The sequence below is a fragment of the Aeromonas sp. FDAARGOS 1406 genome (genome assembly GCF_019048565.1).
In the GTDB taxonomy this organism is placed as follows: Bacteria; Pseudomonadota; Gammaproteobacteria; order Enterobacterales; family Aeromonadaceae; genus Aeromonas; species Aeromonas caviae.
On record NZ_CP077378.1, the window covers coordinates 1,851,695 to 1,878,066 of the forward strand.

General features: G+C 62.1%; 25 protein-coding genes. 12 read left to right on the forward strand and 13 right to left on the reverse strand.

The features are described 5' to 3' along the window. Positions 1–18: 18 nt before the first annotated feature. The 4 genes from I6L36_RS08675 to trmB all read right to left on the reverse strand — a co-directional run bounded on the left by I6L36_RS08675 (position 19) and on the right by trmB (position 3,430). Positions 19–1,311 (reverse strand): sulfurtransferase, encoded by a 1,293-nt coding sequence (locus tag I6L36_RS08675; protein WP_042879867.1) that lies wholly within the window; start codon positions 1,309–1,311, stop codon positions 19–21. A gap of 29 nt (positions 1,312–1,340) precedes the next feature. Beyond that, positions 1,341–2,261: a glutaminase B gene (gene glsB / locus I6L36_RS08680; RefSeq protein WP_109112767.1), complete on the reverse strand. Its 921-nt coding sequence runs from the start codon at positions 2,259–2,261 to the stop codon at positions 1,341–1,343. A gap of 96 nt (positions 2,262–2,357) precedes the next feature. Continuing rightward, entirely contained in the window at positions 2,358–2,690 is a 333-nt protein-coding gene (locus tag I6L36_RS08685; RefSeq protein ID WP_010675500.1) for a YggL family protein, read from the reverse strand. Positions 2,691–2,716: 26 nt separating this feature from the next. Continuing rightward, positions 2,717–3,430 carry a tRNA (guanosine(46)-N7)-methyltransferase TrmB gene (gene trmB / locus I6L36_RS08690; RefSeq protein ID WP_010675501.1) on the reverse strand — a complete coding sequence of 238 codons (714 nt, stop codon included), beginning with the start codon at positions 3,428–3,430 and terminating at the stop codon, positions 2,717–2,719. Positions 3,431–3,690: 260 nt separating this feature from the next. Here trmB and I6L36_RS08695 point away from each other — a divergent pair, with 260 nt between their 5' ends. Next, the gene (locus tag I6L36_RS08695) at positions 3,691–4,758 is read left to right on the forward strand and encodes a M28 family metallopeptidase (protein WP_010675502.1); all 1,068 of its coding nucleotides are present in this window, start codon (positions 3,691–3,693) and stop codon (positions 4,756–4,758) included. A 199-nt stretch (positions 4,759–4,957) separates the two neighbouring features. Further along, the gene (locus tag I6L36_RS08700) at positions 4,958–6,139 is read left to right on the forward strand and encodes a PLP-dependent aminotransferase family protein (protein ID WP_052815204.1); all 1,182 of its coding nucleotides are present in this window, start codon (positions 4,958–4,960) and stop codon (positions 6,137–6,139) included. Positions 6,140–6,202: 63 nt separating this feature from the next. Here I6L36_RS08700 and I6L36_RS08705 read toward each other — a convergent pair whose 3' ends face one another. Next, positions 6,203–7,744, reverse strand: coding sequence for a cyclic diguanylate phosphodiesterase (locus tag I6L36_RS08705; protein ID WP_052815203.1), 1,542 nt, complete (start codon positions 7,742–7,744; stop codon positions 6,203–6,205). 246 nt (positions 7,745–7,990) lie between these two features. Here I6L36_RS08705 and I6L36_RS08710 point away from each other — a divergent pair, with 246 nt between their 5' ends. Then, positions 7,991–8,896, forward strand: coding sequence for a TIGR01777 family oxidoreductase (locus tag I6L36_RS08710; RefSeq protein WP_052815202.1), 906 nt, complete (start codon positions 7,991–7,993; stop codon positions 8,894–8,896). 42 nt (positions 8,897–8,938) lie between these two features. Here the strand turns inward: I6L36_RS08710 and I6L36_RS08715 are convergent, their stop codons facing one another. Both I6L36_RS08715 and I6L36_RS08720 read right to left on the reverse strand, forming a co-directional pair. Continuing rightward, positions 8,939–11,380 carry an ABC transporter permease gene (locus tag I6L36_RS08715; protein WP_103858202.1) on the reverse strand — a complete coding sequence of 814 codons (2,442 nt, stop codon included), beginning with the start codon at positions 11,378–11,380 and terminating at the stop codon, positions 8,939–8,941. A gap of 64 nt (positions 11,381–11,444) precedes the next feature. Beyond that, the gene (locus I6L36_RS08720; RefSeq protein WP_042016058.1) at positions 11,445–12,155 is read right to left on the reverse strand and encodes an ABC transporter ATP-binding protein; all 711 of its coding nucleotides are present in this window, start codon (positions 12,153–12,155) and stop codon (positions 11,445–11,447) included. Positions 12,156–12,212: 57 nt separating this feature from the next. Here I6L36_RS08720 and I6L36_RS08725 point away from each other — a divergent pair, with 57 nt between their 5' ends. Next, positions 12,213–12,821, forward strand: coding sequence for an arylesterase (locus I6L36_RS08725; RefSeq protein WP_103858194.1), 609 nt, complete (start codon positions 12,213–12,215; stop codon positions 12,819–12,821). 960 nt (positions 12,822–13,781) lie between these two features. Here I6L36_RS08725 and I6L36_RS08730 read toward each other — a convergent pair. The 3 genes from I6L36_RS08730 to I6L36_RS08740 form a co-directional block, all read right to left on the reverse strand. Then, a complete protein-coding gene (locus I6L36_RS08730; RefSeq protein ID WP_103858195.1) occupies positions 13,782–14,726 on the reverse strand; it encodes a chemotaxis protein CheV in 945 nt (314 codons plus the stop codon). A 335-nt stretch (positions 14,727–15,061) separates the two neighbouring features. Further along, positions 15,062–16,162: a porin gene (locus I6L36_RS08735; protein WP_039040188.1), complete on the reverse strand. Its 1,101-nt coding sequence runs from the start codon at positions 16,160–16,162 to the stop codon at positions 15,062–15,064. Positions 16,163–16,311: 149 nt separating this feature from the next. Then, complete coding sequence (locus I6L36_RS08740; RefSeq protein ID WP_119196962.1) at positions 16,312–17,538, reverse strand: RNA-guided endonuclease TnpB family protein; 1,227 nt, start codon at positions 17,536–17,538, stop codon at positions 16,312–16,314. 57 nt (positions 17,539–17,595) lie between these two features. Between I6L36_RS08740 and tnpA the strand changes: the two genes are divergently transcribed. Further along, positions 17,596–18,000 (forward strand): IS200/IS605-like element ISAs26 family transposase, encoded by a 405-nt coding sequence (gene tnpA, locus I6L36_RS08745; protein WP_216987103.1) that lies wholly within the window; start codon positions 17,596–17,598, stop codon positions 17,998–18,000. Between the two features lie 288 nt (positions 18,001–18,288). Here the strand turns inward: tnpA and I6L36_RS08750 are convergent, their stop codons facing one another. Beyond that, positions 18,289–18,699 carry a CBS domain-containing protein gene (locus I6L36_RS08750; RefSeq protein WP_010675511.1) on the reverse strand — a complete coding sequence of 137 codons (411 nt, stop codon included), beginning with the start codon at positions 18,697–18,699 and terminating at the stop codon, positions 18,289–18,291. A 147-nt stretch (positions 18,700–18,846) separates the two neighbouring features. Here I6L36_RS08750 and I6L36_RS08755 point away from each other — a divergent pair, with 147 nt between their 5' ends. The 3 genes from I6L36_RS08755 to I6L36_RS08765 are packed head-to-tail and all read left to right on the forward strand — an operon-like array spanning position 18,847 to position 22,059. After that, positions 18,847–20,757, forward strand: a complete 1,911-nt coding sequence (locus tag I6L36_RS08755; RefSeq protein ID WP_109113227.1) for an ABC transporter ATP-binding protein — start codon at positions 18,847–18,849, stop codon at positions 20,755–20,757. Further along, positions 20,750–21,211, forward strand: a complete 462-nt coding sequence (locus I6L36_RS08760) for a DUF2390 domain-containing protein (protein WP_039040190.1) — start codon at positions 20,750–20,752, stop codon at positions 21,209–21,211. Before I6L36_RS08755 ends, I6L36_RS08760 begins: the two co-directional genes overlap by 8 nt. Further along, on the forward strand, positions 21,205–22,059 hold the full coding sequence (locus I6L36_RS08765; RefSeq protein WP_109113305.1) for a 23S rRNA (adenine(2030)-N(6))-methyltransferase RlmJ: 855 nt from the start codon (positions 21,205–21,207) through the stop codon (positions 22,057–22,059). The genes I6L36_RS08760 and I6L36_RS08765 overlap by 7 nt, the downstream gene beginning before the upstream one ends. A 268-nt stretch (positions 22,060–22,327) precedes the next feature. Here I6L36_RS08765 and I6L36_RS08770 read toward each other — a convergent pair whose 3' ends face one another. Further along, entirely contained in the window at positions 22,328–23,257 is a 930-nt protein-coding gene (locus tag I6L36_RS08770) for a LysR family transcriptional regulator (RefSeq protein ID WP_109113176.1), read from the reverse strand. Positions 23,258–23,366: 109 nt separating this feature from the next. Between I6L36_RS08770 and I6L36_RS08775 the strand changes: the two genes are divergently transcribed. Further along, the gene (locus tag I6L36_RS08775) at positions 23,367–23,966 is read left to right on the forward strand and encodes an FMN-dependent NADH-azoreductase (RefSeq protein WP_109113175.1); all 600 of its coding nucleotides are present in this window, start codon (positions 23,367–23,369) and stop codon (positions 23,964–23,966) included. 113 nt (positions 23,967–24,079) lie between these two features. Here the strand turns inward: I6L36_RS08775 and I6L36_RS08780 are convergent, their stop codons facing one another. Then, positions 24,080–24,301, reverse strand: coding sequence for a hypothetical protein (locus I6L36_RS08780; RefSeq protein WP_109113174.1), 222 nt, complete (start codon positions 24,299–24,301; stop codon positions 24,080–24,082). A gap of 180 nt (positions 24,302–24,481) precedes the next feature. Between I6L36_RS08780 and I6L36_RS08785 the strand changes: the two genes are divergently transcribed. From I6L36_RS08785 to I6L36_RS08795, 3 genes are all read left to right on the forward strand, one after another. After that, positions 24,482–24,850 (forward strand): DUF2061 domain-containing protein, encoded by a 369-nt coding sequence (locus I6L36_RS08785; RefSeq protein ID WP_048206987.1) that lies wholly within the window; start codon positions 24,482–24,484, stop codon positions 24,848–24,850. Between the two features lie 110 nt (positions 24,851–24,960). Next, positions 24,961–25,554 (forward strand): MliC family protein, encoded by a 594-nt coding sequence (locus I6L36_RS08790; protein ID WP_109113173.1) that lies wholly within the window; start codon positions 24,961–24,963, stop codon positions 25,552–25,554. Between the two features lie 380 nt (positions 25,555–25,934). After that, positions 25,935–26,363, forward strand: a complete 429-nt coding sequence (locus I6L36_RS08795; RefSeq protein WP_109113172.1) for a VOC family protein — start codon at positions 25,935–25,937, stop codon at positions 26,361–26,363. Positions 26,364–26,372: the final 9 nt, after the last annotated feature.

A 26,372-nucleotide genomic window follows, 5' to 3' on the forward strand; every position in this document is an offset into this window, starting at 1 on the left:
CCTGCTCTGGATTATTAGTTACTTGCCCGGCTTGCGCTCGCCGGTGACGGTGGGGTTGGCCGGATCCATGCTCCACTCGAACCATCCGCCGTCGTAGACGCTGATCCGCTTCCAGTCCATCAACCAGGCGTAGAAGAACGCCTCGGAGGCGCGCCAGCCGGTGCCGCAGTAGAAAGCGGCCTGCTGGGTCGGCTCGATATTCCACTCATCCCACATGGCGAGGATCTCGCGGGCGGGCTTCATGGTGCCGTCCGGGTTGTGGAAGTCGCTCATGCTGTTGGCATCCACCCCGCCATGACCCCATCTGGCCCCGGGAATGTCCCCCTTGGGCTTGATGTAGCTGTAGCCCGAGGTATTGCCCACGAACTCGTCCCAGGTGCGCACGCTGACCAGGGCGCCGTCCGGCTGCTTGAGCAGGGCCTTGGCCTGGTCAAGGGTGGTGTAGTACTCGGGATGGGCCGGGATGGCCACGCCAAACTCCTTGGCCGGGGTGAACTTGTTGGCCAGCCCGGTCTCGGTGCGCAGATGCTGCACGAACCAGGCCTCCAGCCCGCCGTCCAGCAGCCGCACATCCTCGACCCCCGCATACATCATCAGATGGGCCGCACGGGCCGCCGCCATGGTGTTGCGGCCATAGAGGATGACGGTGGTGTCATGACGAATGCCGTTCTCCAGCAGCAGCGCCTTGAGCGCCTCGTCAGAGACCTTGTTCCACAGCGGCTCCCCTTCCAGCCGGTTGGTGTCGATGTAGCCGGCACCCGGAATGTGGCTCAGCAGATAGGCCTTGGGGGATCCCCAGTCCACCTCGAACACCTTCCACTCCCCCTTGGGGGCGGCGATGACCGGCTTGCCTGCCTGCAAGTCTGCCAGCCAGAGCGGATGGACCAGCTGCTGCCAGCGTGCCAGGTGCTCCCGGGGCGCCTCTTTCCATCCCTGCAGCTCGAACAGCTGCTTGATGCCCTGCTGGCGCAGCAGACGGGCCACCTCGGCCACCTCGCGAGGGGTGCCATAGAGGGCGACGGGTTTGTCGGCCTTCAACCCCTTGCTCGCGAGTGCCGCAGGCCACTCCTCGTCACTGTATTTCCACTCTGCGGAGAGCAGCTCGGCACCGGCCACATGGCCCCCCTGCTTCTCCCCGTCCATGGGCCAGCCCTGATAGAAATAGCTCGGGCGGGTATCCAGGATCACCGCCTCCTTGCCTTTGGCATCCGCCAGGGAGAGCGGGGGCAGCTCGGCGGCCAGCGCGGGCCAGGCACACCAGAGCAGCAAGGCGGTCAGGCAGCTTCGCCACAGTCCAGTCATTCGTTTCATGATGTCGTCTCGATGCATAGTGAAGAGAGTTAAAAAATGGAGCGGCCCAGGCGCTCGGCCAGCAGCTCCAGCGCCGCCGTCCCGGCCAGGGAGTTGCCCGCCTTGTTGAGCTCGGGTGACCAGACGCAGATGGAAAGCTCTCCCGGGATCAGCGCCATGATGCCGCCCCCCACCCCGGATTTCCCCGGCATGCCGACCCGGTAGGCGAAGTCGCCCGCCTCGTCATAGAGGCCGCAGGTGGCGAGCAGGGCATTGACCTGCTTGGTGGTCCGGGCTGGCAGCAGGGGCGTGCTCTCGCCAAGAGGGACGCCCCGGTTGGCCAGATAGACGAAGGCTCGTGCCAGATCGACGCAGCTCATGCGGATGGCGCAGGCATTGAAGTAGCTCTGCAATACCTTGTCCACCTCGTTCTCGAAGTTGCCATAGGCCTTCATCAGATAGGCGATGGCGGCATTGTGGGCGGAGTGCTGGTACTCGGAGCGCGCCACCACCTGATCCGCCATGATGGCCGGGTTGCCGCACAGGCGGCGCACCAGCTCCAGAGTGCGTTGGCGAGGAGCGGTGAGCCGGGTTTCCAGCAGATCGCTCACCACCAGGGCACCGGCGTTGATGAAGGGATTGCGGGGAATGCCCTGCTCGAACTCCAGCTGGACGAGGGAGTTGAACGGCTGGCCGGAGGGCTCCTTGCCCACCCGGGCCCAGATCTCCTCCTCCTGATAGAGGGTCAAGGCCAGCGTGAGGCTCAAGGCCTTGGAGATACTCTGGATGGAGAAGGGCTCGAAAGCGTCACCTGCGGTGAACAGTTCCCCTTCAACGGTACAGACCGCGATCCCCAGCCGGTCGGCAGGCACCTGGGCCAGGGCGGGAATGTAATCGGCCACCTTCCCCTGCCCGAGCAGCGGACGCACCTCTTCCAGGATGCCGGCCAGTAATTCGGATGACAACACCATTGGCTATTCCATGACGTGAAACGAGGCGGGGCCAGCCCACCGACAAAAATCCCGCCGGCGGCGGGATTTTCTATCTACCCGGGAGGCAGTCAGATATCAGGCCGGCTCGCCGTACCAGAGATCGAACAGCTCGGTGACCACCACGGCCTCCAGCCCTTTGCCTTGCAGCCAGGTCTGAACGGCGGAACGGTCTTCGTCGGTGCACTTGCCGAGCTGCTGGGTGCAGACCATCCCTTCCCAGGCCAGGTGACCCGAGCCGGCGAAGGCCAGCTTGCGAGGTTCGATCACCTCGTCGATCAGCGCATCGACCACGGCATCAATGGTCTCTTCGGCGGTGCCGACCGGGAAGTTGAAACTGATGTCGAACCCCATTTCCTGGAATTCATCGACGCGCAGTTTCTTACGCAGACGGCGGCTACGGTTGGCCATGATAGCTCCTTAGTTGATACGTTGACTCAGTTGACTCGTTTGAAAATCAGATCCCAGACACCGTGGCCCAGACGATGGCCACGCTGCTCGAATTTGGTCAGGGGGCGCCAGTCGGGACGGGGCACCCAGTTGCCGGTGGCGGAGGTGTTCTCGTACCCCTCGGCGGCACTCATCACCTCCAGCATGTGCTCGGCGTAGTTCTCCCAGTCGGTGGCCATGTGGAAGACGCCACCGATGGCAAGCTTCTGGCGGATATCCTGGGCAAAGGCAGGCTGCACGATGCGGCGCTTGTGGTGGCGGCTCTTGTGCCAGGGGTCAGGGAAGAAGAGCTGCAGGCAGGAGAGAGAACCGTTCGGGATCATGTGCTCCAGCACTTCCACCGCATCGTGGCAGATGACGCGCAGGTTGGTGACGCCCGCCTCCTGGGCGGTGCCAAGGCAGGCGCCCACACCCGGAGAGTGCACCTCGATGCCGATAAAGTTCTTCTCGGGGGCGTTCTTGGCCATCTCCACCAGGGAGGCGCCCATGCCGAACCCGATCTCCAGCACCACGGGTGCCTCGCGGCCAAACAGGGCCACCATGTCGAGCGGCTCTGGTGCGAAATCGATGCCCATGACCGGCCAGAGCTCTTCCAGGGCCTTCTCCTGCCCTTTGGTCAGGCGGCCTTCGCGACGGACGAAGCTGCGGATCTTGCGCATGAACTTGCCGTCTTCGTTAAACACATCTTGGGTCACAGACATAGTAAATTGCTCGTTATTGCATCGCTCTGGAACAGAGCCGACATAAATGGATCGCTCGTTATTGCATCAGTTCGCAAAAACAGGGGAGCGAATTATCCCAAGATAGGCACAAGGCGCAAGTGTTTCCCACAACAAATCCCCCGGGACTGCCCACTTCCACCAGCAAGGTTGACAAATGCCACCCCCTTCACAGAATCTGTCGGACGTCGGGTTCATCCTGATGCGGAAAAATAAAACCATATACAACAAAGGATTGCAGTATGAAGAAAACCCTGTTGGCCCTCGTCCTGCCTGCCCTGCTGGCCGGTTGCAACCCCTCTGACAACGACTCCCAACCCCCTGCCCCCGCCGCTCAGGCCCATGAATTTCTGGTGCAACTGAGCTCTGGCGCAGAAGGGATAGGCGCTCGCCCCACTGGCACCGAGGCCGAAACCCGCGCCGCCGCCTGGATCCAGGATCACCTGGCCGGCTGGGGTTACGAGGTGCAGAACCAGCCGTTCACCTACACCCGGGGCGGCACAGACCGAACCTCCCAGAACATCGTCGCCGAGCTCAAGGGTCAGAGCGACAAGGTGATCCTCATCGGTGCCCACTATGACAGCACCGGCGAGAAGAAAGGATCCGAAGGCGCCACCGACAACGGGGCCGGCGTCGCCGCCCTGCTGGCGGTTGCCGAGGCACTCAAGGGAGAGACCCTGCCCTACACGGTGCGCTTCGCCTTCTTCGGCGCCGAGGAAAACGGCCTCAACGGCTCCAAAGCCTATGCCGCCAGTCTCGACACCAATGCCGTCGCCAAGCTGCTGGCCATGGTGAACTACGACACCATCGCCGGGGGTGACATCGTCTATGTCCACTCGGCCCACTCCGACGTGGCCGAGTACAACTGCGCCGACCCGAGCCGCTACAGCTTCGATCCCAAGGTGCGCGATCGCCTGCTGGCCATCTCCCAGCAGACCGCCACCCCGTTCGCCATCCACCCCAGCTACAGCGGCTACCCGGAAGGGGAGACCGGCAGCTGGTCCGATCATGCTCCCTTTGCCTGCCTGGGGGTGCCCATCGCCTACGTGGAGGCCACCAACTTCACCATCAACGGGGAAGATGGCTATGACGGCTACTCCCAGAGCACCAATCCGGCGCTGTGGGACTGCTACGACGACGCCACCAAGAGCGCCTGCGACCGGGACAGCGAGACCCAGTGGGGCAAGATCTGGCACACGGAGCATGATCGCCTCGACAAGATGGCCGAGCTCTTCCCGGGCCGGATCGAGCAGCAGCTCGGGGCCAATACCGACCTGATGATCCGCTTCCTCAAGGCGCCGGGGCTCTGACCCCCATCCCGCCCGATGCCCCCCTGACAGGGGTTTTTGCGCCCCTGACCGGGGTCGGGACGATAAAATTCGGGCAGGTGCCAAACCTGCCCTTTTTTATGGATTTTTGTGACAGCCATTGCCTCATTTCTGAAATCTGATACAAACGGATAACCTGGCGGTTGAATGGAGCGACCGCCACCTAGTCAGAGAGAACCCTATGCAGCCGTTTTTTGCCCAGCGCTTCGAGAAGGTCGAGCCTTCCTTTATCCGCGAAATCCTCAAAGTTGCCGCCAATCCGGAGATCATCTCCTTCGCCGGCGGCCTGCCCAACCCCCATCTGTTCCCGGTCAAGGCCATCGAGCAAGCGTGCCAGGACGTGCTGCGCGAGCAGGGAGCCGCCGCGCTGCAATACGCCACCACCGAGGGCTTTGCCCCGCTGCGCCAGTTCATCGCCGACCGCTACCTGAGCCGCCACGGCATGGCCGTCAATCCTGACAACATCCTCATCACCAGCGGCTCCCAGCAGGCGCTGGATCTGCTGGGCAAGGTGCTGGTGAACGAGGGGCAGGATCTCATCATCGAAGAGCCGGGCTACCTTGGCGCCATCCAGGCGTTCTCCGTCTATCAACCGAACTTCAAGCCCATCACCCTGGGTGAAGAGGGGCTGGATCTGGCCGCGCTGGATGCGCTGCTGGAGCAGGGCTCCAGCGCCAGGCTGCTCTACGGCGTGCCCAACTTCCAGAACCCGAGCGGTGTATCCTACAGCCGCGCCAACCGGGAAGCCCTGGCCGAGCGCCTGGTGCGCCACGATCTGCTGATGGTGGAAGACGACCCCTACGGCGAGCTGCGCTTCGAGGGGGAACACCTCCCTCCCATCGCCAAGCTGGCCCCCCACAACACCGTGCTGCTCGGGTCCTTCTCCAAGACGGTGGTGCCCGCCTTCCGCCTGGGCTGGATGGTGGTGCCGGACTGGCTGCGCAAGAAGGTCACCATCGCCAAGCAGGCCACCGACCTGCACAGCAACGCCTTCAGCCAGCAGGTGCTGCACCGCTTCCTGACCGACAACTCCCTCGACGCTCACCTGGAGAAGATCAAGGAGGTCTATGGTCGCCAGCGTGCCGCCATGGAAGCCGCCCTCGCCCGCCACTGTCCGCCCGGCGTCAGCTACACCCGTCCCGAAGGGGGCATGTTCCTCTGGCTGACCCTGCCGTCCAGCGTCAGTGCCATGGCCCTGTTCGACGAGGCCATCAAGGAGAAGGTGGCCTTCGTGCCCGGCGCCCCCTTCTATGTGCGCCCCGAGATCCAGAATACCCTGCGCCTGAGCTTCTCCTGTGTGGATGAGGCGACCACGGAAGAGGGTGTTCAGCGTCTGTGCCGCGCCCTGGCCCGCATGCTCTGAGCCATCCGGCCATAAAAAAACCAGCGACCCGGTCGCTGGTTTTTTTTACCTCGCGCTTGCCCCTCAGCGCCCCTGTGCTGCCAGTTGGCTGACAAACTCCTTCATGGGCATGGGCCTGCCAAACAGGTAGCCCTGCAGGAAGGTCACCTCGCGGGCCTTCAGATAGTCGGCCTGCACCTGATTCTCCACCCCTTCCGCCACCAGTTGCAGACCGAGCCGGGTCGCCAGATCGATGACGTTCTCCACGATGTGGCTGGAGAGCGCGTCCGACCCAATCATGCCGACGAAGCTCTGATCGATCTTGAGGAAGTCGACCTGGAAGGTCTGCAGGTAGGTCAGGCTGGAGTGGCCGGTGCCGAAATCGTCGATGGCGATGAAGACCCCGAGGGCATGGAGCTCGGCAAAGAGCCGGTCCGTCGTCTCGTCCGCCACGATGAGCTCGCGCTCGGTCAGCTCCAGCACCAGCTTGATGGGATTCCCCTTGAAGGCGTTGATGAAATCCCGGCAATCTTCCACCAGGCTCAGATCCTTGCAGTGGCTGGCGCTGATGTTGAAGCCGAAGTGGAACCCTCGCGGCAGATGGTGCGCCTTGCCCGCAAACTGTTCGCGCACCTGCGCCATCAACAGCCGGGTCATGGGCACGATGAGGCCACTGTCCTCTGCCAGGGGAATGAAGCGATCCGGCGAGATCATCCCCTGACGGGGGTGTTGCCAGCGCATCAGCACCTCGCAACCGCTCCATTGGCCGTCCTCCCCGTTCACCACGGGTTGCAGATAGGGGATGAACTCCTGCTGGGACAGTGCCCGTTTCAGCTCCTGGGCCGGCGAAGTCGAACGGCCCATCAGCCAGAAGACCGCCACCCCGAGCAGCAGGCTCAGCAGAGGATAAATAATGACGCCCACCTTGGAGTAGTCCCAGATGTGGGCACGGTACTCATCCACCGACACCGTGGTCACTACCTTGAACGGGTACCTGGTCGAGACCTGTTCGAGATAGCCATTGCGATCCTTGGGGATCAGCTTGTCGGTGAGTTCGCTGTTTCGCAGCAGCATCTCGTTGCCGACCACCAGCCCCAGTGGGGAGTTGCGGCTCAGCATGTCCAGGATGTTGAGCAGGTAGTAGCCGTCGACCCCCACCAGCACGCTGAACTCGCCCACCTCTTCCCGGTAGGCGATGAGGGGGCGATTCGGGGTGACCGGGTTGCCCTTCATCAGGTCGAGCCTGCCCCCGACATAGTCATCCAGCTTGATGCCGCCATCGACCGGGCCATAGAGGGAAGAGCAGTAGATCCGATCCCCCCTGGCCAGGTTGACGCTGCGCACATCCGGCACCGTGGCCACCTGATCCCTGAGCCCCTGCACCACCTCGAGACAGGGCCTGCCCAGGCTGCCGGTGAGGGCCGACGCCGCCAACTGGGCATTGTCCAGAGTGCGGTCGAACATGACCCTGGCATGTTCCAGGCGCGCCACCGCATCCTGTTTCACGCCGGTGGCGGTCTGCCAGATGACGATGACGAGCCCAAGGAGCATGGGCAACAGACCGGCCAGCAAGGCACAGAGCAGCCGGACATAGAATTGACGCACCTTCAAACGTCGAAATGGCATAACGGCCCTCATGAACATGGCGAAAAAGCGCTCGAGTTTACCCGCTGGCGCCCGTTTGGCAAGCCGGAATGAGCCCCTGATACCGCCGCGCCACGGCGCCCCCCCGTGGTCGCAACACCCGGCAACCCCGTGGACAAAGGGGGCGGCGTCTTGGGAGACAAAAATCATAATGCTCATAAAAACAGGAGCTTGTCCATCGGGCACCCAGGCTCTAGAGTAGACCCTAGAGCGTCAGGGAGGCAGGACATGAAGATACTGATCACGGGGGGCACGGGGTTTATCGGCCGCCGTCTGGTGGCACACCTCAAGGTGGCGCACGAAGTAGTCGTGCTGACCCGCCAGGGCAGCCGGGCCTACGAGCTGCTCGGCCACGATGTCACCCTGCTGGACAGCCTGGACAGGCTGGATCACCTCAATGACGTGGACATCGTCATCAACCTGGCCGGCGAACCCATCGCCGCCGGACGCTGGAGCGAGTCCCGCAAGCAGTTGCTCTGCAACAGCCGCTGGCTGCTGACCGAACAGCTGGTGGATCTCGTCAAACTATCCAGCACGCCCCCCAGATTGCTGCTCAATGCCTCCGCCATCGGCTGGTATGGCCGCCAGGATGACGCTCCTCTGGATGAAACATGCCAGAGCCCTCACGACGAATTCACCCACCGTCTCTGTCAGCAGTGGGAGCAGCTTGCCCAGCAGGCCCGCTCGGCCCAGACCCGGGTCTGCATCCTGCGCATCGGCCTGGTACTCGGCATGGAGGGGGGCGCCTTGCCCAGGATGCTGCCCCCTTACCGCCTCGGCCTCGGCGGCCCCATGGGCAGCGGCACCCAGATGATGAGCTGGATCCACGTGCAGGATCTGGTGCGGGCCATGCTGTTTCTCATCGAGCACGGCGAGTGTGACGGCATCTTCAACGGCACGGCCCCGCAACCGGTCAGCAATCGCCGGTTCAGCGAGACCCTGGCCGCCACGCTCCATCGACCGCACCTCTTCTTCGTACCGGCACCCCTCCTGCGACTCCTGATGGGAGAGGCGGCGGATCTGCTGCTCACCGGACAGCACGTGCTGCCCGCCCGCTTGCAGCAGGCCGGTTTTCACTTCAGCTTCTCGGCCCTGCCCGGCGCTCTGGACAATCTGCTGCACTCACCCCGTTGACCCAATGACACATCCCGACCGAGGTCGGGATGTGTCGAGCCATCAGAGCAGCCCCTGCCCCAGTCCCCTGAGCCGGTCGCTCAGGGTACCCGCCAGCAGTTGGCGGCGCATGCCCTGTCCAGCCAGGGTCACCAGCACGGCCCCAAGCAGGGGGAGTGCAGCCCAGATGGCCCAGTGGAACTGCCACTGCGCTCCCTCCCACCACCACTGCAGACCGAAGGAGCAGAGCTCCACCACCATGGCGGCGCAGAGCCCTGCCAGGGCACCGCTCGCCACCAGCTCCCAGCGCAGCATCTTCTCGAGCAGGGCGCTGCCCGCCCCCAAGGTGCGCATCAGCAGCAGCTCCCGGCGCCGATGGGCCATGCCGGCCTGGGTCTGGGTCAGCAGCACCAGCAGGGCGGCTACCGTCACCAGCCCGAGCATCAACCCCAGGGCGCGGCTCACCTGATCGGAGACCAGGGTGAGGCGGCCTATCAGATCCTCCACATCGATGAGGCTCACCGTGGGGTGGCGGCGGATGAGTTCCACCTCTGCCCCTCGCCCCTCAGGCGGCAGACGATAGCTGCCGAGCCAGGTCTGGGAGAAGGGGGCCAGCACGTCCGGCGAGAAGATCATGTAGAAGTTCGGCCTCATGTTGTCCCACTTGATGGACCTCAGGCTGGTCACCCTGGCCTCGAACGCCCGCCCCTCTATGGTGAAGCCGAGCACGTCTCCGAGCGCGATGCCGAGCCGTCCCGCCAGCGCCTCATCGACGGAGACCTCCCCCTTGCCGGCCAGCCATTGACCGGCAGTGACCTTGTTGTCGGCGGGCAGGGCCGATGTGGTGGTGAAGTTGAGCTCTCTGTCCACCCCCTCCCGCGCCGCATCCTCCCCCACCGCCTCACCAGCGATACGGGTCAGGCGCCCGCGCACCATGGGGTAGAAGTCCGAGGTGATGGCCCCGGCCCGGTGCAGATCGGCCAGGATCCCTTCCCGCTCGCTGTCCGCCACATTGACCAGGAAGCGGTTCGGGGCGTCGGCAGGCAACCGGGTGGAAAAATCCTCCAGCAGATCGACCCGCGCCGCCCACAGCAGCCCGAACAGCATCAGGGCCAGGGCGAAACCCGCCAGCTGGAACAGACCACTGCCCCGCTCACGGGAGAGGTGATTGATGGCCAGGCGCAGGGCATGGGGCCCCTTGAGCCGACTGCCAAGACGCAGCAGCACGGAGGCGAGCAGGGCCAGCAGCGCCATCAACACCCCCATGCCGCCGATGAGCCCGCAGGCCAGCCTGATGTCGGCGGTAAAGCCCCACACCAGGGCAAACAGCCCGATGAGCCCCACGGGCACCGTCAGCCAGGGAGGGATCCCCGCCTCCAGCTCCCGGCGCAGCACCCGCAGCGGCGGTACCTTGAGCAGCCTCAGGAAGGGGACGAACGCCAGCATCAGGGTGATGAAGAAGGCGACCGCAAGGCCCAGGGCGAAGGGTCGCCAGGAGGGGGGCGGCAGATCCGCAGGCAGCAGATCCCCCAGCAGGTTCAGGGTCAGCCACTGCATGGCGCTGCCCGCCACCAGCCCCATCAGGGCCCCCACCAGGGTCAGGGAGAACAGCAGGGTGCCCATCAGTTGCCACAGGGTGCGCCGCGAGGCCCCCAGGGTCTTGAGCAGGGCCACCATGTTGGTCTGGCGCTCGGCGAAATGGCGCACCGCTATCCCCATGGCCAGGGCGCCGAGCAGCACGCCGGCAAGGGATGCCAGACGGAAGAAGCGCTCGGCATTGCCCAGGGATTTCCCCACCTGGGTACCCTGATCGTCGGGTTTGACGAGCTTCTGCCCGGCGCTCAGCCTGGTGTTGAGCCAGGCCTCATAGCGGGCGATGGCGTCACGGGGCCCCTTGACGAGATAGCGCCACTGCTGGCGACTGCCCGGCAGCAGGGCCCCGGTCGCCTCGATATCGGCGCTGTGGATCAAGGCCCTTGGCGCCATCTGGAAGGGGCTGAACCCCTGATCCGGCTCCTGGCCCAGCTCCCCTGCCACCGTCAGCCGGGTGTTGCCGACCTCGAGTGCCTCCCCCACCTTGGCGCCGAGCAGTTGCATCACCCTGGCGGAGAGCCAGATCTCGCCGGGCGCCGGGGCGCGCTGGGGAGTGAGCTCCAGCTTGCCGTAGAAGGGAAAATCCCCGGGCACGGCGCGGATGGAGGCCAGTTGCAGGGTATCACCGTGAAACAGCATGCTGTTGAAGCTGACCGTGGTCTGCACGGCCAGCCCCTCCTGATGCGCCTGCGCCAGCCACTCTGCCGGTGCCGGCGTCGCGGAGCGCAGCACCCTGTCCCCTCCGATGAAATCCCGCCCGGAGGCCTTGAGCCCCACGTCCAGCCGATCCGCCACCAGAGCCACGCTGAGCACGCAGGCGACGCTCAGCGCCAGCGCCAGCACAAACCAGCGCAGCTCGCCGCTGAACCCTTCCCGGCGCAGCAGCTTCAATCCCAGTCGCCACTGACTCATGACGCCTCCCTCACCGTCCATGCTGCTGCCAACGATCCCCTGGTGCAGCTCTGTCTCCACTGACTCATGACAGCTCTCCCACCCTGGCCGCCATGACAGCCTGTGCCTCCAGCCGCCCGGCTGACATCACCAGCTGCCGCTGGCAGCGCTGGGCCAGCTCATGGTCATGGGTCACCACCACCAGGGTGGTGTTGTGCTCGCGGTTGAGACGAAACAGCAGTTCGATCACCGTCTCCCCTGTCTTGCTGTCGAGGTTGCCGGTGGGCTCGTCCGCCAGCAGCAGGCTGGGGCGGGTCATGAAGGCACGGGCAATGGCGACCCGCTGCTGCTCGCCGCCGGAGAGGCGCGGCGGTAGGTGGTGCAACCGCTCTCCCAGACCGACCTGGGCCAGCAGCTCCCGGGCACGGGGCTCGCTGTCGGTCTCCCCCCGCAGCTCGGCCGGCAACATGACGTTTTCCAGGGCGCTCAGGGTGGGCAGCAGCAGGAACGACTGGAACACGAACCCCACCTGCTCGGCCCGCAGCCTGGCGCGTCCCTCCTCGTCCAGCCGGGTGAGGGAGTGGCCGAGGATCTCTATCTCGCCGCTGCTCGGCAGATCGAGACCGGCCAGCAAACCGAGCAGGGTGGACTTGCCGGAACCGGACGCACCGACCAGCGCCAGCGTCTCGCCGGTATTGACTTGCAGATCGATCCCTTCAAGGATGGTGAGGCTTTCCTGACCGAGGCGAACGGTTTTACCGAGCCCCCTGACGGCGATAATGGGCGTTGAACTCATCTTGGGTATCCTGTTTGCCTGAACCTGTAATGACAATAGAACGTGGGAGTTGACTGCATGATGCGTCTCTTGTTTGCCGTGAGTTGCCTGTGCTGCTGGGCAGCGTCCGTCCAGGCCCAGACCCTGCTGGTACTGGGCGACAGCCTGAGTGCCGGCTACCAGATGCAGGCCGAACAGAGCTGGCCTGCCCTGCTCAATGAAAAGTGGCAGCAGCAGGGGGGAGAACACACCCTCATCAATGCCAGCATCAGCGGTGAAACGACCCAGGGCGGCCTGGCCCGCCTGCCCGCTCTGCTCGAAACCCACAAACCGGACTGGGTGTTGATCGAACTCGGCGCCAACGACGGGCTGCGGGGCTTTGCTCCCGCCATCACCCGGGCCAACCTGACCAAGATGATCGAGCTCGCCCGGGCGCACCAGGCGAAGACGGTGCTGACCCAGATCCTGCTGCCCCGCAACTATGGGGCGCGCTATCTGCAACAGTTCGAGCAGATCTTCCCGGATCTTGCGAAGGCCAACGACCTACCGCTGATGCCCTTCTTTCTGGATGATATTGTGCTGCGCCCTGAACTCATGATGAACGATGGACTGCACCCGACGGCCACCGCCCAGCCCCGGATCCGCGACAAGGTCGCCCGCTTTGTCGAGCCTCTGCTGACTCAGTAGCCCGGTGGCCGGGCCCCTGGCCCTTCCCCTTGCCCAGCAAAAAGCCCCCGCATGGCGCAATGCTGTTCAGATAAGCACTTTTTTGACTGATTATTCATAAATTGGATTTGAGTTGAGGGGGCAAGGCTGTGTCCAGTCGATCTTCCTCCAGCCTTTATCCAGCGGGGCTTGCAATAGAAAGAGGGAGGCATCATGCCTCCCTCGCTTTTTTGTCCTGATACTACGTGGACTGGAACTCAAATTCTCTTAAGTGAACAGCATTGCCCGCATGGCGGGCAATGCTGTTCAGATAAGCACTTTTTTGACTGATTATTCATAAATTGGATTTGAGTTGAGGGGGCAAGGCTGTGTCCAGTCGATCTTCCTCCAGCCTTTATCCAGCGGGGCTTGCAATAGAAAGAGGGAGGCATCATGCCTCCCTCGCTTTTTTGTCCTGATACTACGTGGACTGGAACTCAAATTCTCTTAAGTGAACAGCATTGCCCGCATGGCGGGCAATGCTGTTCAGATAAGCACATTTTTGACTAATTATTCATAAATGCGACTTGAGTTGGGGGAGCAAGGCTGTTTCCAGTCGATGTTCCTTCAGCCTTTATCCAGCGGGGCTTGCAATAGAAAGAGGGAGGCATCATGCCTCCCTCGCTTTTTTGTCCTGATACTACGTGGACTGGAACTCAAATTCTCTTAAGTGAACAGCATTGCCCGCATGGCGGGCAATGCTGTTCAGATAAGCACATTTTTGACTAATTATTCATAAATGCGACTTGAGTTGGGGGAGCAAGGCTGTTTCCAGTCGATGTTCCTTCAGCCTTTATCCAGCGTGGCTTGCAATAGAAAGAGGGAGGCATCATGCCTCCCTCATTTTTTTAGCCCTGATACTACGTGGACTGGAACTCAAATTCTCTTAAGTGAACAGCATTGCGCATGGCGGGGGCTTTTTCATGGTTCGGCGTGCCGGGTTCAACGGCCCAGGATCTGCCGCATCCGCTGCTGTGCCACGTCCACCAGCAAGTCGGGCTGGAATTTGGAGATGAAGCGATCACACCCCACCTTCTTGACCATGGCCTCGTTGAAGTTGCCGCTCAGGGAGGTATTGAGGGTGATGAAGAGATCGGACATGCGCGGATCGCTGCGCACCTCGTGAGTCAGGCGATAACCATCCATCTCCGGCATCTCGGCGTCCGTGATCATCAGCATGATCTCGTCGGTCACCTTCTTGCCCGCATCGCACCACCCCTTGAGCAACTTGAGGGCCTGCAAGCCGTCCTGGCACTCGATGACCTCGAGCCCGAGCTGGGCGAGGGTCTCGCGCACCTGGTTGCGGGCCGTGCTGGAGTCATCGACGATGAGCACCCGGCGTCCCTGCATCTGGGGCAGGATCTCCTCGTCCAGCACCTCGGACGAGATGCGCACGTCATAGGTGATGATCTCCGCCAGCACCTTCTCCACGTCGATGATCTCGACAATCTGGTCGACCCCCCCTTCCGGGATGCGGGTAATGGCGGTGAGGTAGTTGGCACGACCCGCCGAACGGGGCGGCGGCAGTATGTCCTTCCAGGTCATGTTGACGATGTGGGCCACCTGCCCCACCAGGAATCCCTGAATGGTGCGGTTGTACTCGGTGATGATGAGGTTGGACTCCTGATCGATGACCATGGGACGCATCCCGATGGCACCGCGCAGGTTGATGACGGGGATGGAGACGCCGCGAATGTTGGCGACGCCGCTGATGTTGTGGTGGGACCCCGGCATCTTGTTCAGATGGGGCAGCTTGACCACTTCCCGCACCTTGAAGACGTTGATCGCAAACAGTTGCTGGGCACCCAAACGGAACATCAGCAGTTCCAGGCGATTCTCCCCTACAAGCTGGGTACGTTGATCCACTGAATCCAATATGCTCGCCATATAACGCCCTTACGTCCATTTCCCGAAATTGCCCCGCACCGGAGCTGCGACATGCCAACCAGCCCCGCTTTCCCTGTCGGGACACCGCAAGCCTATATAGAAATAATGAAAAGCGTCGAGGAAAGATAGGATCTTGACCACGGGGCGTGATCATCGCCCCATCACTGCCTCATGGCAAGCACAGCCACGCACCGGCCCCGACAACAAGGGTATCGACCACACGGGGCCATTGCTGAACCCCGGCGTGCCGCTCTTGTCATCCAGCGCGGTCCGCCAGCAACGAAAAGACCGGCCACATGGGCCGGTCCTGGGATGTGCAGTGCGTCTGGGACGACTTAGAAGTTGTACTGCAGGGCCACGGCGACGATGTCGTCGGTGGACTTGTTCAGGCTGTTCTTGCCGGTGGAACCCACTTCGTCCAGCAGGTTGATCTTGTAGTCCACGTAGGCATTGAAGTTGTCGGTGAAGTTGTACCAGGCACCCACGGAGACGTATTCGGTCGCGGTGTCATCGATGCCGTGAGCGCTGTCCTTCACGTCGGTACGCAGGTAGGCCAGAGAGGGCTTGAACTTCGGCGTGATGTTGTACTGCACGACCGCTTCGTAGCCATCCATCTTCTCGGCGTAACCGCGCATGGAGCCGGTGTCCACGAAGAGGTGATCTTCACCGTGGGAGTAGGTGGCGGCCATGTAGAGGTTGCCGACGGCATACTTGGCGCCCACCCCGAACAGCTTGGCGTCGTTGTCGCCGCCGAAGCTCACGTTCTCGGCCTGCTCGTCGGTCTTGCCAGCCTGGTTGTAGGCGGCACCCAGGCTCAGGCCCATGTTGAAGTCATAGTTGGCAGAGAGGGCATACCCCTCGGAAGAACCTTTCGGGCTCCAGGTGCTGTTCGGGCCGACGCGCTCGCTGCGGCTCGCGTTCTGCGGGTCGTTGTTGCCGGTGAACTGGGCACCCAGGGTCAGCCCCTGCCAGTTGTACATGTACTGGGCCAGGCCGTTGGTACGACCGGTGCCGAACACCTCGGTGTCCTTGCCCAGACCATCACCACCCCACTCCGGCAGCACGTCGGTGTAGTTGTTCACCGCCTTGGTGAACAGACCGTCCTGGCGGCCGTAGCTGAAGGCACCGAAGCGATCGTGCTTGATGCCCGCATAGGCGTAACGCAGCTCGTCGTTGTCAGAACCGGAGACCGGCAGGTTGTACTCGGCGAAGCCGAACGCGGTCAGATCCTCGTCAACCTTGGTTTCACCTGCGATGTGCAGACGCAGGTAGCTGGCATCGCCTTCGGTGGCGTTGTCATCGGTGCCGTAGTACATGCCGTTGACGCGGCCGCCGATGTCCAGTTTGGTACCATTCTGATCGTAAACGTTGGCGGCCTGTGCACCACCGGCCAGCAGCAGGCTGGAGATGGCCATCGTCAATGCTGTCTTTTTCATTGTTCTTTCCTCAGGTGTAAGCACTCTCTGTCAGACCAGAGTTCGGTCGTGATGATCGGTTGATGTGCCGATGGCCTAAGGTAGATCCGGAAACCTTGTTGACATCCTCCCCCACCTTAGCGCTTCGCGTCACAGGAGGGGGATTCCCATTACTGGGTGATAGCTGCTCGCGCAGTACCGGGTTCCTGCTTCATCGGGCGGCCTGATTGCACCACGCCTCCACAGGCTAAAACGGCGTGTCCCGCCGCTAAAATATTGCGAGCGCCGTTCACATCGGCGTTCGCCTCATAACCACACGCAGCGCATTTAAACTGGCTTTGCGTCTGGCGGTTATCCTTCGCAGTATGCCCACAACAGGCGCACTGCTGGCTCGTGTAGGCCGGGTTTATCGCCAACACCTGACCGCCTCGCCATGCCTGCTTATATTCGAGCTGGCGGCGCAGCTCAAACCAGCCCTGATCTAATATCGAACGATTCAGCCCTGATTTTGCCCGGACGTTGCGCCCCGGCTGGCTGGTCGTGCCCGCTGCTGATTTTGACATGCTGGCAACCTTCAAATCCTCAATGACGATCATCGCGTGGTTTTTGCTGATAGTCGTTGTGACCTTGTGAAGGTAATCGCGGCGGGTATTGGCGATATGTGAATGCAGCCGCTGGATCTTGGCTTTTTGTTTCTTCCAGTTGCTGCTGAACTTTACCTTTTTGCTCAACTGGCGTTGGAGCCTTGCCAGCTTGGTCTGATTGGTTTTGAAGCTGTTGACGGGCTCAAACACCGTGCCATCTGACAGGGTTGCGAGCTTGGCGATCCCCGCATCTAGCCCGACCATTGAGCCGGAGGGGTGAATTGGCTCAAGCGTCTCCTGCTCGACCTGAAAGGAGATATACCAGTGCCCGGCTGTTTGGCTGACGGTCGCGTTTTTAATTTTCCCTTCAACTGGCTGGGACTGACGGAACTTGACCCACGCCAGCCCGGCAGGCAGCTTCACTCGACCCTTTTCAAGGCGGCAATACTTGTCGAAGTTGACGAACCGGATAGCGTCGCGGTTGTCGCTTTTTTTCTTGAATACGGGTGCCTTGGCGGCGAGTTTCTTATCAAAGCAGCGCATCCACGCGCCATGCAAATCCTTGAGCTTCTGCTGGAGGTTGTCGGTATATGCCTCGGCCAGAAAGGCCATTTCTGGGTCTTTCTTCCAACTGGTGAGCATCCTGTTCAGCTCAAAGGCAGAAGGCAGTTTTTCGCCAGCATCCAGAATGCGTTTGGTTTCTGCCAGCCCGTGATTCCAGACATAACGAGCACAACCGCCCAACTGGCGCAGGCGTTGCGCTTGTTGTTCGGTCGGTTCGAGTCGGAATTTGTAGGCTTTCAGAATTTGCATTTAGCGCTCAGTGTGTAGCATTATTGCCATATCTATTAAGCCCGATTGAGTGACAGAATGCAATTCACTAAAATTAATAAATCACGCCATGCGGCCTACGCTTTGCACGTACATTTGGAGTTTATCACCAAGTATCGAAAGCCGATATTGGGGGATCTGCATCACGCTTCCTTCGGTCAGTGTGCGGCAGAGGTTTGCAGAGATTTTGGTGCGGAACTGAAAGAGTGTGACGGAGAGGCTGATCATGTTCACATGCTGATAGAGTACGCGCCAACGGTACAGCTATCGGTACTGGTGAACTCGTTAAAGGCGGTCACATCAAGGCGACTGCGTAATGAATTTCTGGACTTGAGAGGTGCTTACAGCAAACCCGTACTCTGGTCACGCTCTTACTTTGCGGGCTCTTGCGGCGGAGCACCGTTGGAGGTGATCAAGCAATACATTCAAAACCAGCGGGGCTGACGCCCCGGCGAAATTCCCCTCCCACCTACGTCGGAGGGAGTCCCCTTTCGTATTTAAGATGGGAACTGAAGCGGCGAACGATTAATTATAAAAGCGTCAATTCGAGCTGACGCCGCGACATATAGTGTCACATGAAATGACATCGATAGAATTTATGACCACAAAAATCACTTTTACAACATAAGTGAACTGAAATATTTGATTAATGCAGTTTAATACTTCGACAAGGCGAGAAGCAGGGAAGCCCTGCCGGGCGACACGGGCTCCCCGCACACCTTCCCCGCCCCGTCAGACCGGCTGCCAGCCGCGCATGACCCTCAGCAGGTCCTTCCAGCTCACTATGCCCACCAGGGCGCCGTTTTCCAGCACAGGCAGGCAGGAGATCTGGTGCTCCAGCATGAGGCCGGCGGCCTCTTTCAGGGAGCGTTCGGGGGAGACGGTGATGGGTTCACGGCTCATGATCTGGTGGGCGCGCCGGTTGAGGGTCTCGGTGTCCCGGTTCATCTCGGCATCCGTGTCCAGATAGGGGCTGATGGCACGCAGCAGATCCCGGTCCGAGATGACCCCCACCAGCTCCTCTTCTTCCACCACCAGAAGGTGGCGGAAATGGGCCTGCTCGAAGATCTCCTTGATGACGCTCAGCCTGTCATCCATGGAAACGGTCGCGACCCGGGTCGTCATGATCTCTTTAATCAACATGGTCAGCCTCCTGCCCCCCAGATGTCTCTGTTATGACACGTTTTTCCGGCGGCAGCCATCCCCCCCGCCCTCAAGTGCAAATTTGTGTCATTTCACGTAAGATCCGCGCCAGTTTCTCTCCTTCAATCGAGCCAAGCAGACCCATCCATGATAGTTGCCAGTCAAATCGAACTGATCCGCGGCGGCCGCACGCTGCTGGACAACGCGTCCGCCACCATACACCCCGGCCACAAGGTGGGCCTGGTGGGCAAGAACGGCTGTGGCAAGTCCACCTTCTTTGCGCTGGTGCGGGGCGAGCTGGCCATCGACAACGGCAGCTTCAGCCTGCCCGCCGGCTGGCAGATTGCCGGCGTGGCCCAGGAGACCCCGGCGCTGGACTGCTCCGCCCTGGAGTACGTGATCGACGGCGACAAGGAGTTCCGCGCCCTGGAGGGCGAGCTCGCCCGGGCCGAGGCGGATGACAACGGTCTGCTGGTGGCCGAGCTGCACGGCAAGCTCGATACCATAGGTGCCTACAGCATTCGCGCCCGTGCCGCCGAGCTGCTGCACGGTCTGGGTTTTGGCGGCGATCAGCTCGACTCGCCGGTCAGAAGCTTCTCCGGTGGCTGGCGTATGCGCCTGAACCTGGCCCAGGCGCTGCTCTGCCGCTCCGATCTGCTGCTGCTGGATGAACCGACCAACCACCTGGATCTCGACGCCGTCATCTGGCTGGAGAAGTGGCTCAAGGGCTATCAGGGCACGCTGGTGCTCATTTCTCACGACCGCGACTTCCTCGATTCCGTGGTGAATCGCATCATCCATATCGAGAACGGCAAGCTCAACGAATACAGCGGCGGCTACTCCGACTTCGAACTGCAACGGGCCGAGCACCTGGCCCAGCAGCAGTCCATGTACGAGAAGCAGCAACGGGAGATGGCCCACATGCAATCCTATGTGGACCGCTTCCGCTACAAGGCCTCCAAGGCCCGTCAGGCCCAAAGCCGGCTCAAAGCCATGGAGCGGATGGAGAAGATCCTGCCCGCCCACGCCGACTCCGAGTTCAGCTTCGAGTTTCGCGAGCCCTCCGCTCTGCCGACCCCGCTCATCGCCATGGAGAACCTCAGCGCCGGTTACGGCGACAAGGTGATCCTGGAGAAGATCAAGCTCAACCTGGTGCCGGGGTCGCGCATCGGCCTGCTCGGTCGCAACGGCGCGGGCAAGTCCACCTTCATCAAGATGCTGTCGGGCTCCAACCCGCCCCTCTCCGGCAAGCTGGAGGTGAGCGCCGGGGTGAGCATCGGCTACTTCGCCCAGCATCAGCTCGAGACTCTGCGCCTTGATGACAGCCCACTCGATCACCTGGTGCGCCTGGCCCCGGACAAGACCGAGCAGGAGCTTCGCAACTACCTCGGCAGCTTCGGTTTTCACGGCGACAAGGTACTCGACAAGGTGGCCCCCTTCTCCGGCGGTGAGAAAGCGCGTCTGGTGCTGGCTCTCATCACCTGGCAAAAGCCCAACCTGCTGCTCCTGGATGAACCGACCAACCACCTGGATCTGGAGATGCGCCACGCCCTGACCATGGCCCTGCAAGGGTTCGAGGGGGCCATGGTGGTGGTTTCTCACGACCGTCACCTGCTGCGCACCACCACGGATGACTTCTATCTGGTCCACGGCGGCCGGGTCGAGCCCTTCGATGGGGATCTCGACGACTACCACAAGTGGCTCGGCGAGCAGGAGAAAGAGGCCAATGCCAAGCCGGCAGATGGCACTGTCTCCGCCAACTCGGCGGTGGCGCGCAAGGATCAGAAGCGCCTCGAAGCCCAGTTCCGGCAAGCGACCCGGCCGCTGCGCCAGAAGCTGGAGAAGCTCGAAACCAGCATGGAGAAGCTGCAGGCCAAGCTGGCCGCGGTGGAAGAGCAGCTCGCCGATCCCGCCATCTATGAAGAGAGCGCCAAGGGCAAGCTCTCCGAGCTGCTCAAGTCCCAGGTCCCCCTCAAGGAGGAGCTGGAGCACGTCGAGCTGGAGTGGATGAGCCTCTCTGAAGAGCTGGAAACCATGGAGCAGGCCTTCTTTGCGTGATGAAGCCTTGATGGCCAGCGAGCGGGTCAGCCCCGACGCCCTGCCCACCCCTTCCGAGTTCTGGACATGGAGCACAGGCGCCTATGGCCAGCGCAGCCAGGACTGGCTCCACGTGCAAAGCATGGGGGGCAACGTCAACCTGGCGCTCCTGCTGCACCACCTCGACCTGCTCCGGATCCCGGTCGACCTCACTGACTTGCAACCGGCCCTGGTACAGACCGAGGCGGTGCTACTCCCCTGGCGCACCCTGCGCCAGCAGGCCAAGTCACGGGTGGGGGCCGAGGAGTACCAGACCATGCTGGCCCACGAACTGGAGCTGGAGCGGCTGCAACAGGGGGTCTTGTTGCAGACCCTGCGCACCCTCGCCCTGTTTCGCGGCGACAGCCGCAACCTGTTTCACTATCTATCGTTACTGGGTGCCCAGCAGGGCCCCCTCAGAGATCTCATATGCTGAGCTACCGCCACGCCTTTCACGCCGGCAACCACGCCGATGTGCTCAAACACGCCGTCCAGGCCCTGATCATCGAGTCCCTCAAGAAGAAGGAGAAACCCTTCATCGTGCTGGACACCCATGCCGGTGGCGGTCTCTACGACCTGCGCGGCGACTGGTCCCAGAAGAAAGCGGAATACGCCGACGGGATCAAACGCCTGTGGGATGAGCGGGCCCAGTGGTCTGCCATGGCCCCCTATCTGGGTGTCATCGAGGAAATGAACAGCGATGGCCAGCTGCACTACTACCCCGGCTCGCCGGAGCTGTCCCGCCGCCTTATCCGCGATCAGGACAAGCTGGCGCTGATGGAGCTGCACAACAACGAGGTGGAGGATCTTCGCGCCAACATGGGGTACGACCCCCGCGTCGCCGTCCACCATCGCGACGGCTTCGAGGGGCTGGTGGCCCTGCTGCCCCCCACCCCGCGCCGCGGCCTGGTGCTCATCGACCCCCCCTATGAGCTGAAGGAAGATTACTTCGCCGTGGTCGATACCCTTAAAAAAGCGCAAAAGCGCTGGGCCACCGGCATCTACGCCCTCTGGTATCCCATCCTCGGGCAAGAGGCGGACAAGTCCCGCGACATGCTCAAAGCGATCAAGCGGGAGAACTTCGGCAACGTCCTGGTGGCCGAGCTGGAAGTGGCCGGCCAGACCAGCGATTGGGGCATGAACGGCTCCGGCATGCTCATCGTCAGCCCCCCCTGGATGCTGGACGAGCAGATCGAGGCCTTCTTGAAACCCTTGTGCGCCAAGCTGGCCCAGGGCGCCGGCGCCCAGTACAGGGTGGAGTGGCTGAACAAGGCCGAGGCCTGACCCTCGGAACCACAGAAAATGAAAAAGGGCCTGTCACAGCAGCAATGCTGTTCAGATAAGCACATTTTTGACTAATTATTCATAAATGCGACTTGAGTTGGGGGAGCAAGGCTGTTTCCAGTCGATGTTCCTTCAGCCTTTATCCAGCGTGGCTTGCAATAGAAAGAGGGAGGCATCATGCCTCCCTCATTTTTTAGCCCTGATACTACGTGGACTGGAACTCAAATTCTCTTAAGTGAACAGCATTGCTGTCACAGCAGGCCCTTTTTCATTGGGGCTGATGACCCGGCACGTTCACGCTGGCCAGCTGCTCGGGCAGGCGGCTCGCCAACCAGTCGATGGCCATTCTGGTCTTGAGCGGCAAGTGCGGGCTGTGGGGCCAGAGGGCGTTGATGGGATAGCTCCTGCCCTTGAGCGCACCCAGCACTTCGCGCAGCTCGCCCCGTTCAAGGTGCGGGCGTGCCAGCCAGGTCGGCAGCCAGGCGAGACCAAAGCCCGCGATGGCTGCCTGGGTGATGGCGTTGAGATCGTCCATCTGCAACCGCCCTCTGGGCTGGACCTCGCGCCATGCCTCGGCCTCCTGCCACCACCACGACAGCACCCGCCCCTGGCGCAGATAGGCAATGCACTCGTGCTCCGGTAACTCGGCCAGGGTCACAGGTTCCCCCCGCTCGGCCAGATAGGCGGGCGAGGCGCAAAGCGTCATGCCGTGCTCCCCGAGCCTGCGCGCCGCCAGATCCAGGCTGTCCGGCGGCTCTGCGTTGCGGATCACCAGATCCATCCCCTCCTCCACCAGATCCACCTTGCGATCGCTGAACGACAGCTCCAGGGCCAGCCCGGGATGCGCCTTCGCCAGCGCCAGCAAAATGGGGGCCACGCACTGCTGGCCGAACAGCACCGGCATGGAGACCTTCAATCTGCCGTTGAGGATGAGCTTGTTGCTGGCCAGCGCCGTTTCCCCAAGACGCACCTCCTCCAGCGCCCGCAGGCAGTGGCGATAGAAGAGCGCACCCTCCTCGGTCAGGCTCTGGCTGCGGGTAGTGCGATGAAACAGTTGCACGCCGAGACGCAGCTCCAGCCGCGCCACCCCCTTGCCCACCGCCGAGCGGGTGAGGTGAAGCCGCTCCGCCGCCTGGGCGAAACTCCCCGCCTCCACCACGGTGGCGAAGAGATCGATGCCGTTGAGCGTGTTTGCCATCTATTGCATACCTTTTGGAACCAATATGGCGAAATTCTATCAGCACTGCGGAAAAAAATGACTGGTAAGCTCCCTTCATTCTTCACACGTTTCAGATGGAGTTTCCCTCATGAGCCAGATCCTGCTGCTGCAATCCAGCCTCAACGGCCCCGCATCCCGCACCAACCAGTTGATGGAGCGCTTCCTGCAAACACGCCGGGAGCAGGGCCATCAGGACCAGGTGGTGGTGCGTGATCTGACCGCCCTCGACTTGCCCGCCCTCGACAGCCCGTTGTTTCACGCCCTGCGGGGGGCTGAACCGGCCAATGAGGCCATCCGGCAGGCGGTGGCGCTGTCGGATCGGCTGATTGCCGAACTCAAGGCCGCCGACCTGCTGCTGATCGGCGCCCCCATGTACAACCTCAATGTACCGACCCCCCTCAAGAACTGGTTCGATCTGGTGGCACGGGCCGGGGTGACTTTCCGTTACACCGACACCTACCCCATGGGGCTGGTGGAAGGGGTCAACGCCCTGGTGTTCAGCAGCCGCGGCGGCGTGCATCAGAGACAGACGACAGATGCGGTCACCCCCTACCTCCAATCCGTGCTCGGCCTGATGGGCATCACGGAGGTGGAATTCGTCTACGCAGAGGGAATGGATCTGCGCCCCCACGGGGCGGAACAGGGAATGCGCGAAGCCCATGCTCGGATCGCTGGCCTCGGCAGGTAGGGCCATCACCCGATCTTGCCCCTTCCAACCGGCCGCCTGCTGCGCGGGACATTCCAAGTAAAAAAGCCCCCCAAGGGGCTTTTCTATGACTGCGGCAGTGGCGGCTGAAGAGACTAGGCTTGCCTGGCATCGGCGCCTGCGGGCATGTCCCGCCAGAGCGCCAGAATGAGCAGCGCCAGCAGGGCAAGGGGCGGCACCAGGCAGAGCAACACGCACAGGAAGGTGACAAGCCCCGGGTGGCGGCTCTTGCGCCGGGCCAGTCGCCAGGCCACCACGCCGACGACGATCATCAGCAGCAGCATGAAGAGAACAAACAGGTTGGAGTTGATGGTCATGAAAGCTCCTTTTTCATGGCAAAAGGCACACTCTAGCGCCGTTGCGGTCCCAGGCAACTCCCAATCTGGTGGGGCCTCCCCCGGTCGATAGGCATTTTCTATTTCGCCGATAGATGAGAATGATTTTCACTTGATGGGGTTCTGGGTGATACTGCCTTCATCGCCAGAGGAGACACCACCATGAAAAAGACCATCAGCTTCGCCATCCTGCACTTCAGTGTCGCCTTCACCGTGGCTTACCTGCTGACCGGCGAACTGCTCACCGCCAGCCTGATCGCCCTCATCGAGCCCGCCGTGAACACGGTCGCCTTCTACTTCCACGACCTTGGCTGGCACAAGCTCAAGCCTGAACACAGCCTGCAGGCCAAGACCAGCAGCTTCGCCCTGGTCCACTTCTCGGTGGCCTTCGGTGTCGCCTACCTGCTGAGTGGCGAGCTGCTCACCGGCGGCGTGATGGCACTGATCGAGCCTGCCATCAATACCGTCGTCTTCTTCTTCCACGAGCGGCTGTGGCGCAGCCGCCAGACCTTGGCGCTGGCCGGCGTCTGATTGCCATGCAGGGCCGCCCGCCACCCAAAAACACGGGGTGCTCCTGCCTCCTTCGGGTGTAAAGTGTGCTCTGGTCACGGGGCATCATGCCCCCTGTTGGAGCCCTGTCGATGAACAAGATCTTGCTTGGAACCCTGCTGTTTTCCCCTCTGCTGGCCGCGGCGGCCACCCCGTCCTTCGAGTGCGCCAAGGCGAAAGGCGCCGCCGAAACCCTCATCTGCAAGGATGCCGGACTGGCTGCGCTGGATAACGAGCTGTCAGCCCTCTATCCCAAGGCGATTGCCGGGTTCTCCCCCGAGCAGCAGAAGAGCGAGCGCGCCATCCAGCGCGGCTGGATCAAGGGGCGCAACGACTGCTGGAAGGCGGGCAACCTGCGCCAGTGCGTGGAAGAGAGCTACCAGTTGCGGATCACCGAGTTACAGATAAAAGGCGGCCAGCTGAGGGTGCCGACGCCGGTCGATTACCACTGCGGCAAGAGCGTCACCCTCTCCACCTACTTCTACAACGAGGCCAAGCGGCCCGCCGCCATGATCAATTTGAGCGAGGGGAACGACCAGCAGCAGGTGCTCGCCTATGAGACCCCCAGCGCCAGCGGCGCCCGGTACGAGGGGCAAAACCTCACCCTCTGGACCAAGGGGAGCGACGCCATGCTGGAGCGCTACGGTCAGCCCACCCTCAACTGCAGCGAGATCCCGGGCAACTGATCCCCCGCCCGGCCAGGGGCCGGGCAACCACTCCCGTACAGGCAGCAAGAGGGTCACCGACAGGTGACCACTCGCCCCCTTTTACCTATCCCCAGCCCCCTCTCGCCAATCCAGCCCGGACGCCAGGCTTTCGGGCTGGCCTCCATTTGTTGATCTTGCCCGGCAATTCGCCATTTCCTCCTTCCCCTTCGCTCGCGGGCCGTTAATATAGCCAATTGGCAACACACGCCTCGTCGGAGTCTCCCATGAGCCATGCCAACCACGCCCCTTTGGTCAATCGCAGCAAGCTGGAAGCTGACATTCAGGGCGGTAGCGTCGCCAAAGGGCACAACCGGCAAGAGGTAAGTAACTGATTCAACCATGTCGAGTGGAGTGAATGTATGGAAACGCACACACTGCATCGGGGTCGGCTGATCGACCATCTCCAACTGGTGGTGAAAGACCTGACCGCCAGCGAGCGCTTTTACAAGGCCATACTGGCCACCCTTGATGTGCCAATCGGCGGCGCGGGTGAGGGTTACTTCTGGGCTGACGAGCTGTTTGTCACATCCATCGACAGCCCGGCAGCGCTCGGCGCACTGACCGGTCGCCATCACCTCGCCTTCCAGGCGCAGGACCGGACCACAGTCGATCGCTTCTATCAGGCAGCCCTGGCCCATGGCGGCCAGGATAACGGCGCCCCCGGCGAGCGGGTTTATCACCCCGGCTATTACGCCGCCTTTGTCCTCGATCCGGACGGCAATAATATCGAAGCGGTTTATCACGGCGAGGCAAGGCGCAGTGCGGGGTCGGTGATCATTACTTACTAAAAAGATGAC

What these genes read in the sequence shown, in the direction of transcription:
- I6L36_RS08790 (WP_109113173.1), top strand. Translation starts at nt 24,961, where the DNA reads ATGAACAAGATCTTGCTTGGAACCCTGCTGTTTTCCCCTCTGCTGGCC.
- I6L36_RS08785 (WP_048206987.1), top strand. Translation starts at nt 24,482, where the DNA reads ATGAAAAAGACCATCAGCTTCGCCATCCTGCACTTCAGTGTCGCCTTC.
- I6L36_RS08765 (WP_109113305.1), top strand. Translation starts at nt 21,205, where the DNA reads ATGCTGAGCTACCGCCACGCCTTTCACGCCGGCAACCACGCCGATGTG.
- I6L36_RS08720 (WP_042016058.1), bottom strand. Translation starts at nt 12,155, where the DNA reads ATGAGTTCAACGCCCATTATCGCCGTCAGGGGGCTCGGTAAAACCGTT.
- I6L36_RS08685 (WP_010675500.1), bottom strand. Translation starts at nt 2,690, where the DNA reads ATGGCCAACCGTAGCCGCCGTCTGCGTAAGAAACTGCGCGTCGATGAA.
- I6L36_RS08715 (WP_103858202.1), bottom strand. Translation starts at nt 11,380, where the DNA reads ATGAGTCAGTGGCGACTGGGATTGAAGCTGCTGCGCCGGGAAGGGTTC.
- I6L36_RS08755 (WP_109113227.1), top strand. Translation starts at nt 18,847, where the DNA reads ATGATAGTTGCCAGTCAAATCGAACTGATCCGCGGCGGCCGCACGCTG.
- I6L36_RS08780 (WP_109113174.1), bottom strand. Translation starts at nt 24,301, where the DNA reads ATGACCATCAACTCCAACCTGTTTGTTCTCTTCATGCTGCTGCTGATG.
- I6L36_RS08695 (WP_010675502.1), top strand. Translation starts at nt 3,691, where the DNA reads ATGAAGAAAACCCTGTTGGCCCTCGTCCTGCCTGCCCTGCTGGCCGGT.
- I6L36_RS08710 (WP_052815202.1), top strand. Translation starts at nt 7,991, where the DNA reads ATGAAGATACTGATCACGGGGGGCACGGGGTTTATCGGCCGCCGTCTG.
- I6L36_RS08725 (WP_103858194.1), top strand. Translation starts at nt 12,213, where the DNA reads ATGATGCGTCTCTTGTTTGCCGTGAGTTGCCTGTGCTGCTGGGCAGCG.
- I6L36_RS08795 (WP_109113172.1), top strand. Translation starts at nt 25,935, where the DNA reads ATGGAAACGCACACACTGCATCGGGGTCGGCTGATCGACCATCTCCAA.
- I6L36_RS08750 (WP_010675511.1), bottom strand. Translation starts at nt 18,699, where the DNA reads ATGTTGATTAAAGAGATCATGACGACCCGGGTCGCGACCGTTTCCATG.
- I6L36_RS08730 (WP_103858195.1), bottom strand. Translation starts at nt 14,726, where the DNA reads ATGGCGAGCATATTGGATTCAGTGGATCAACGTACCCAGCTTGTAGGG.
- I6L36_RS08770 (WP_109113176.1), bottom strand. Translation starts at nt 23,257, where the DNA reads ATGGCAAACACGCTCAACGGCATCGATCTCTTCGCCACCGTGGTGGAG.
- I6L36_RS08675 (WP_042879867.1), bottom strand. Translation starts at nt 1,311, where the DNA reads ATGAAACGAATGACTGGACTGTGGCGAAGCTGCCTGACCGCCTTGCTG.
- I6L36_RS08775 (WP_109113175.1), top strand. Translation starts at nt 23,367, where the DNA reads ATGAGCCAGATCCTGCTGCTGCAATCCAGCCTCAACGGCCCCGCATCC.
- I6L36_RS08705 (WP_052815203.1), bottom strand. Translation starts at nt 7,744, where the DNA reads ATGCCATTTCGACGTTTGAAGGTGCGTCAATTCTATGTCCGGCTGCTC.
- I6L36_RS08735 (WP_039040188.1), bottom strand. Translation starts at nt 16,162, where the DNA reads ATGAAAAAGACAGCATTGACGATGGCCATCTCCAGCCTGCTGCTGGCC.
- trmB (WP_010675501.1), bottom strand. Translation starts at nt 3,430, where the DNA reads ATGTCTGTGACCCAAGATGTGTTTAACGAAGACGGCAAGTTCATGCGC.
- tnpA (WP_216987103.1), top strand. Translation starts at nt 17,596, where the DNA reads ATGCAATTCACTAAAATTAATAAATCACGCCATGCGGCCTACGCTTTG.
- I6L36_RS08700 (WP_052815204.1), top strand. Translation starts at nt 4,958, where the DNA reads ATGCAGCCGTTTTTTGCCCAGCGCTTCGAGAAGGTCGAGCCTTCCTTT.
- I6L36_RS08740 (WP_119196962.1), bottom strand. Translation starts at nt 17,538, where the DNA reads ATGCAAATTCTGAAAGCCTACAAATTCCGACTCGAACCGACCGAACAA.
- glsB (WP_109112767.1), bottom strand. Translation starts at nt 2,261, where the DNA reads ATGGTGTTGTCATCCGAATTACTGGCCGGCATCCTGGAAGAGGTGCGT.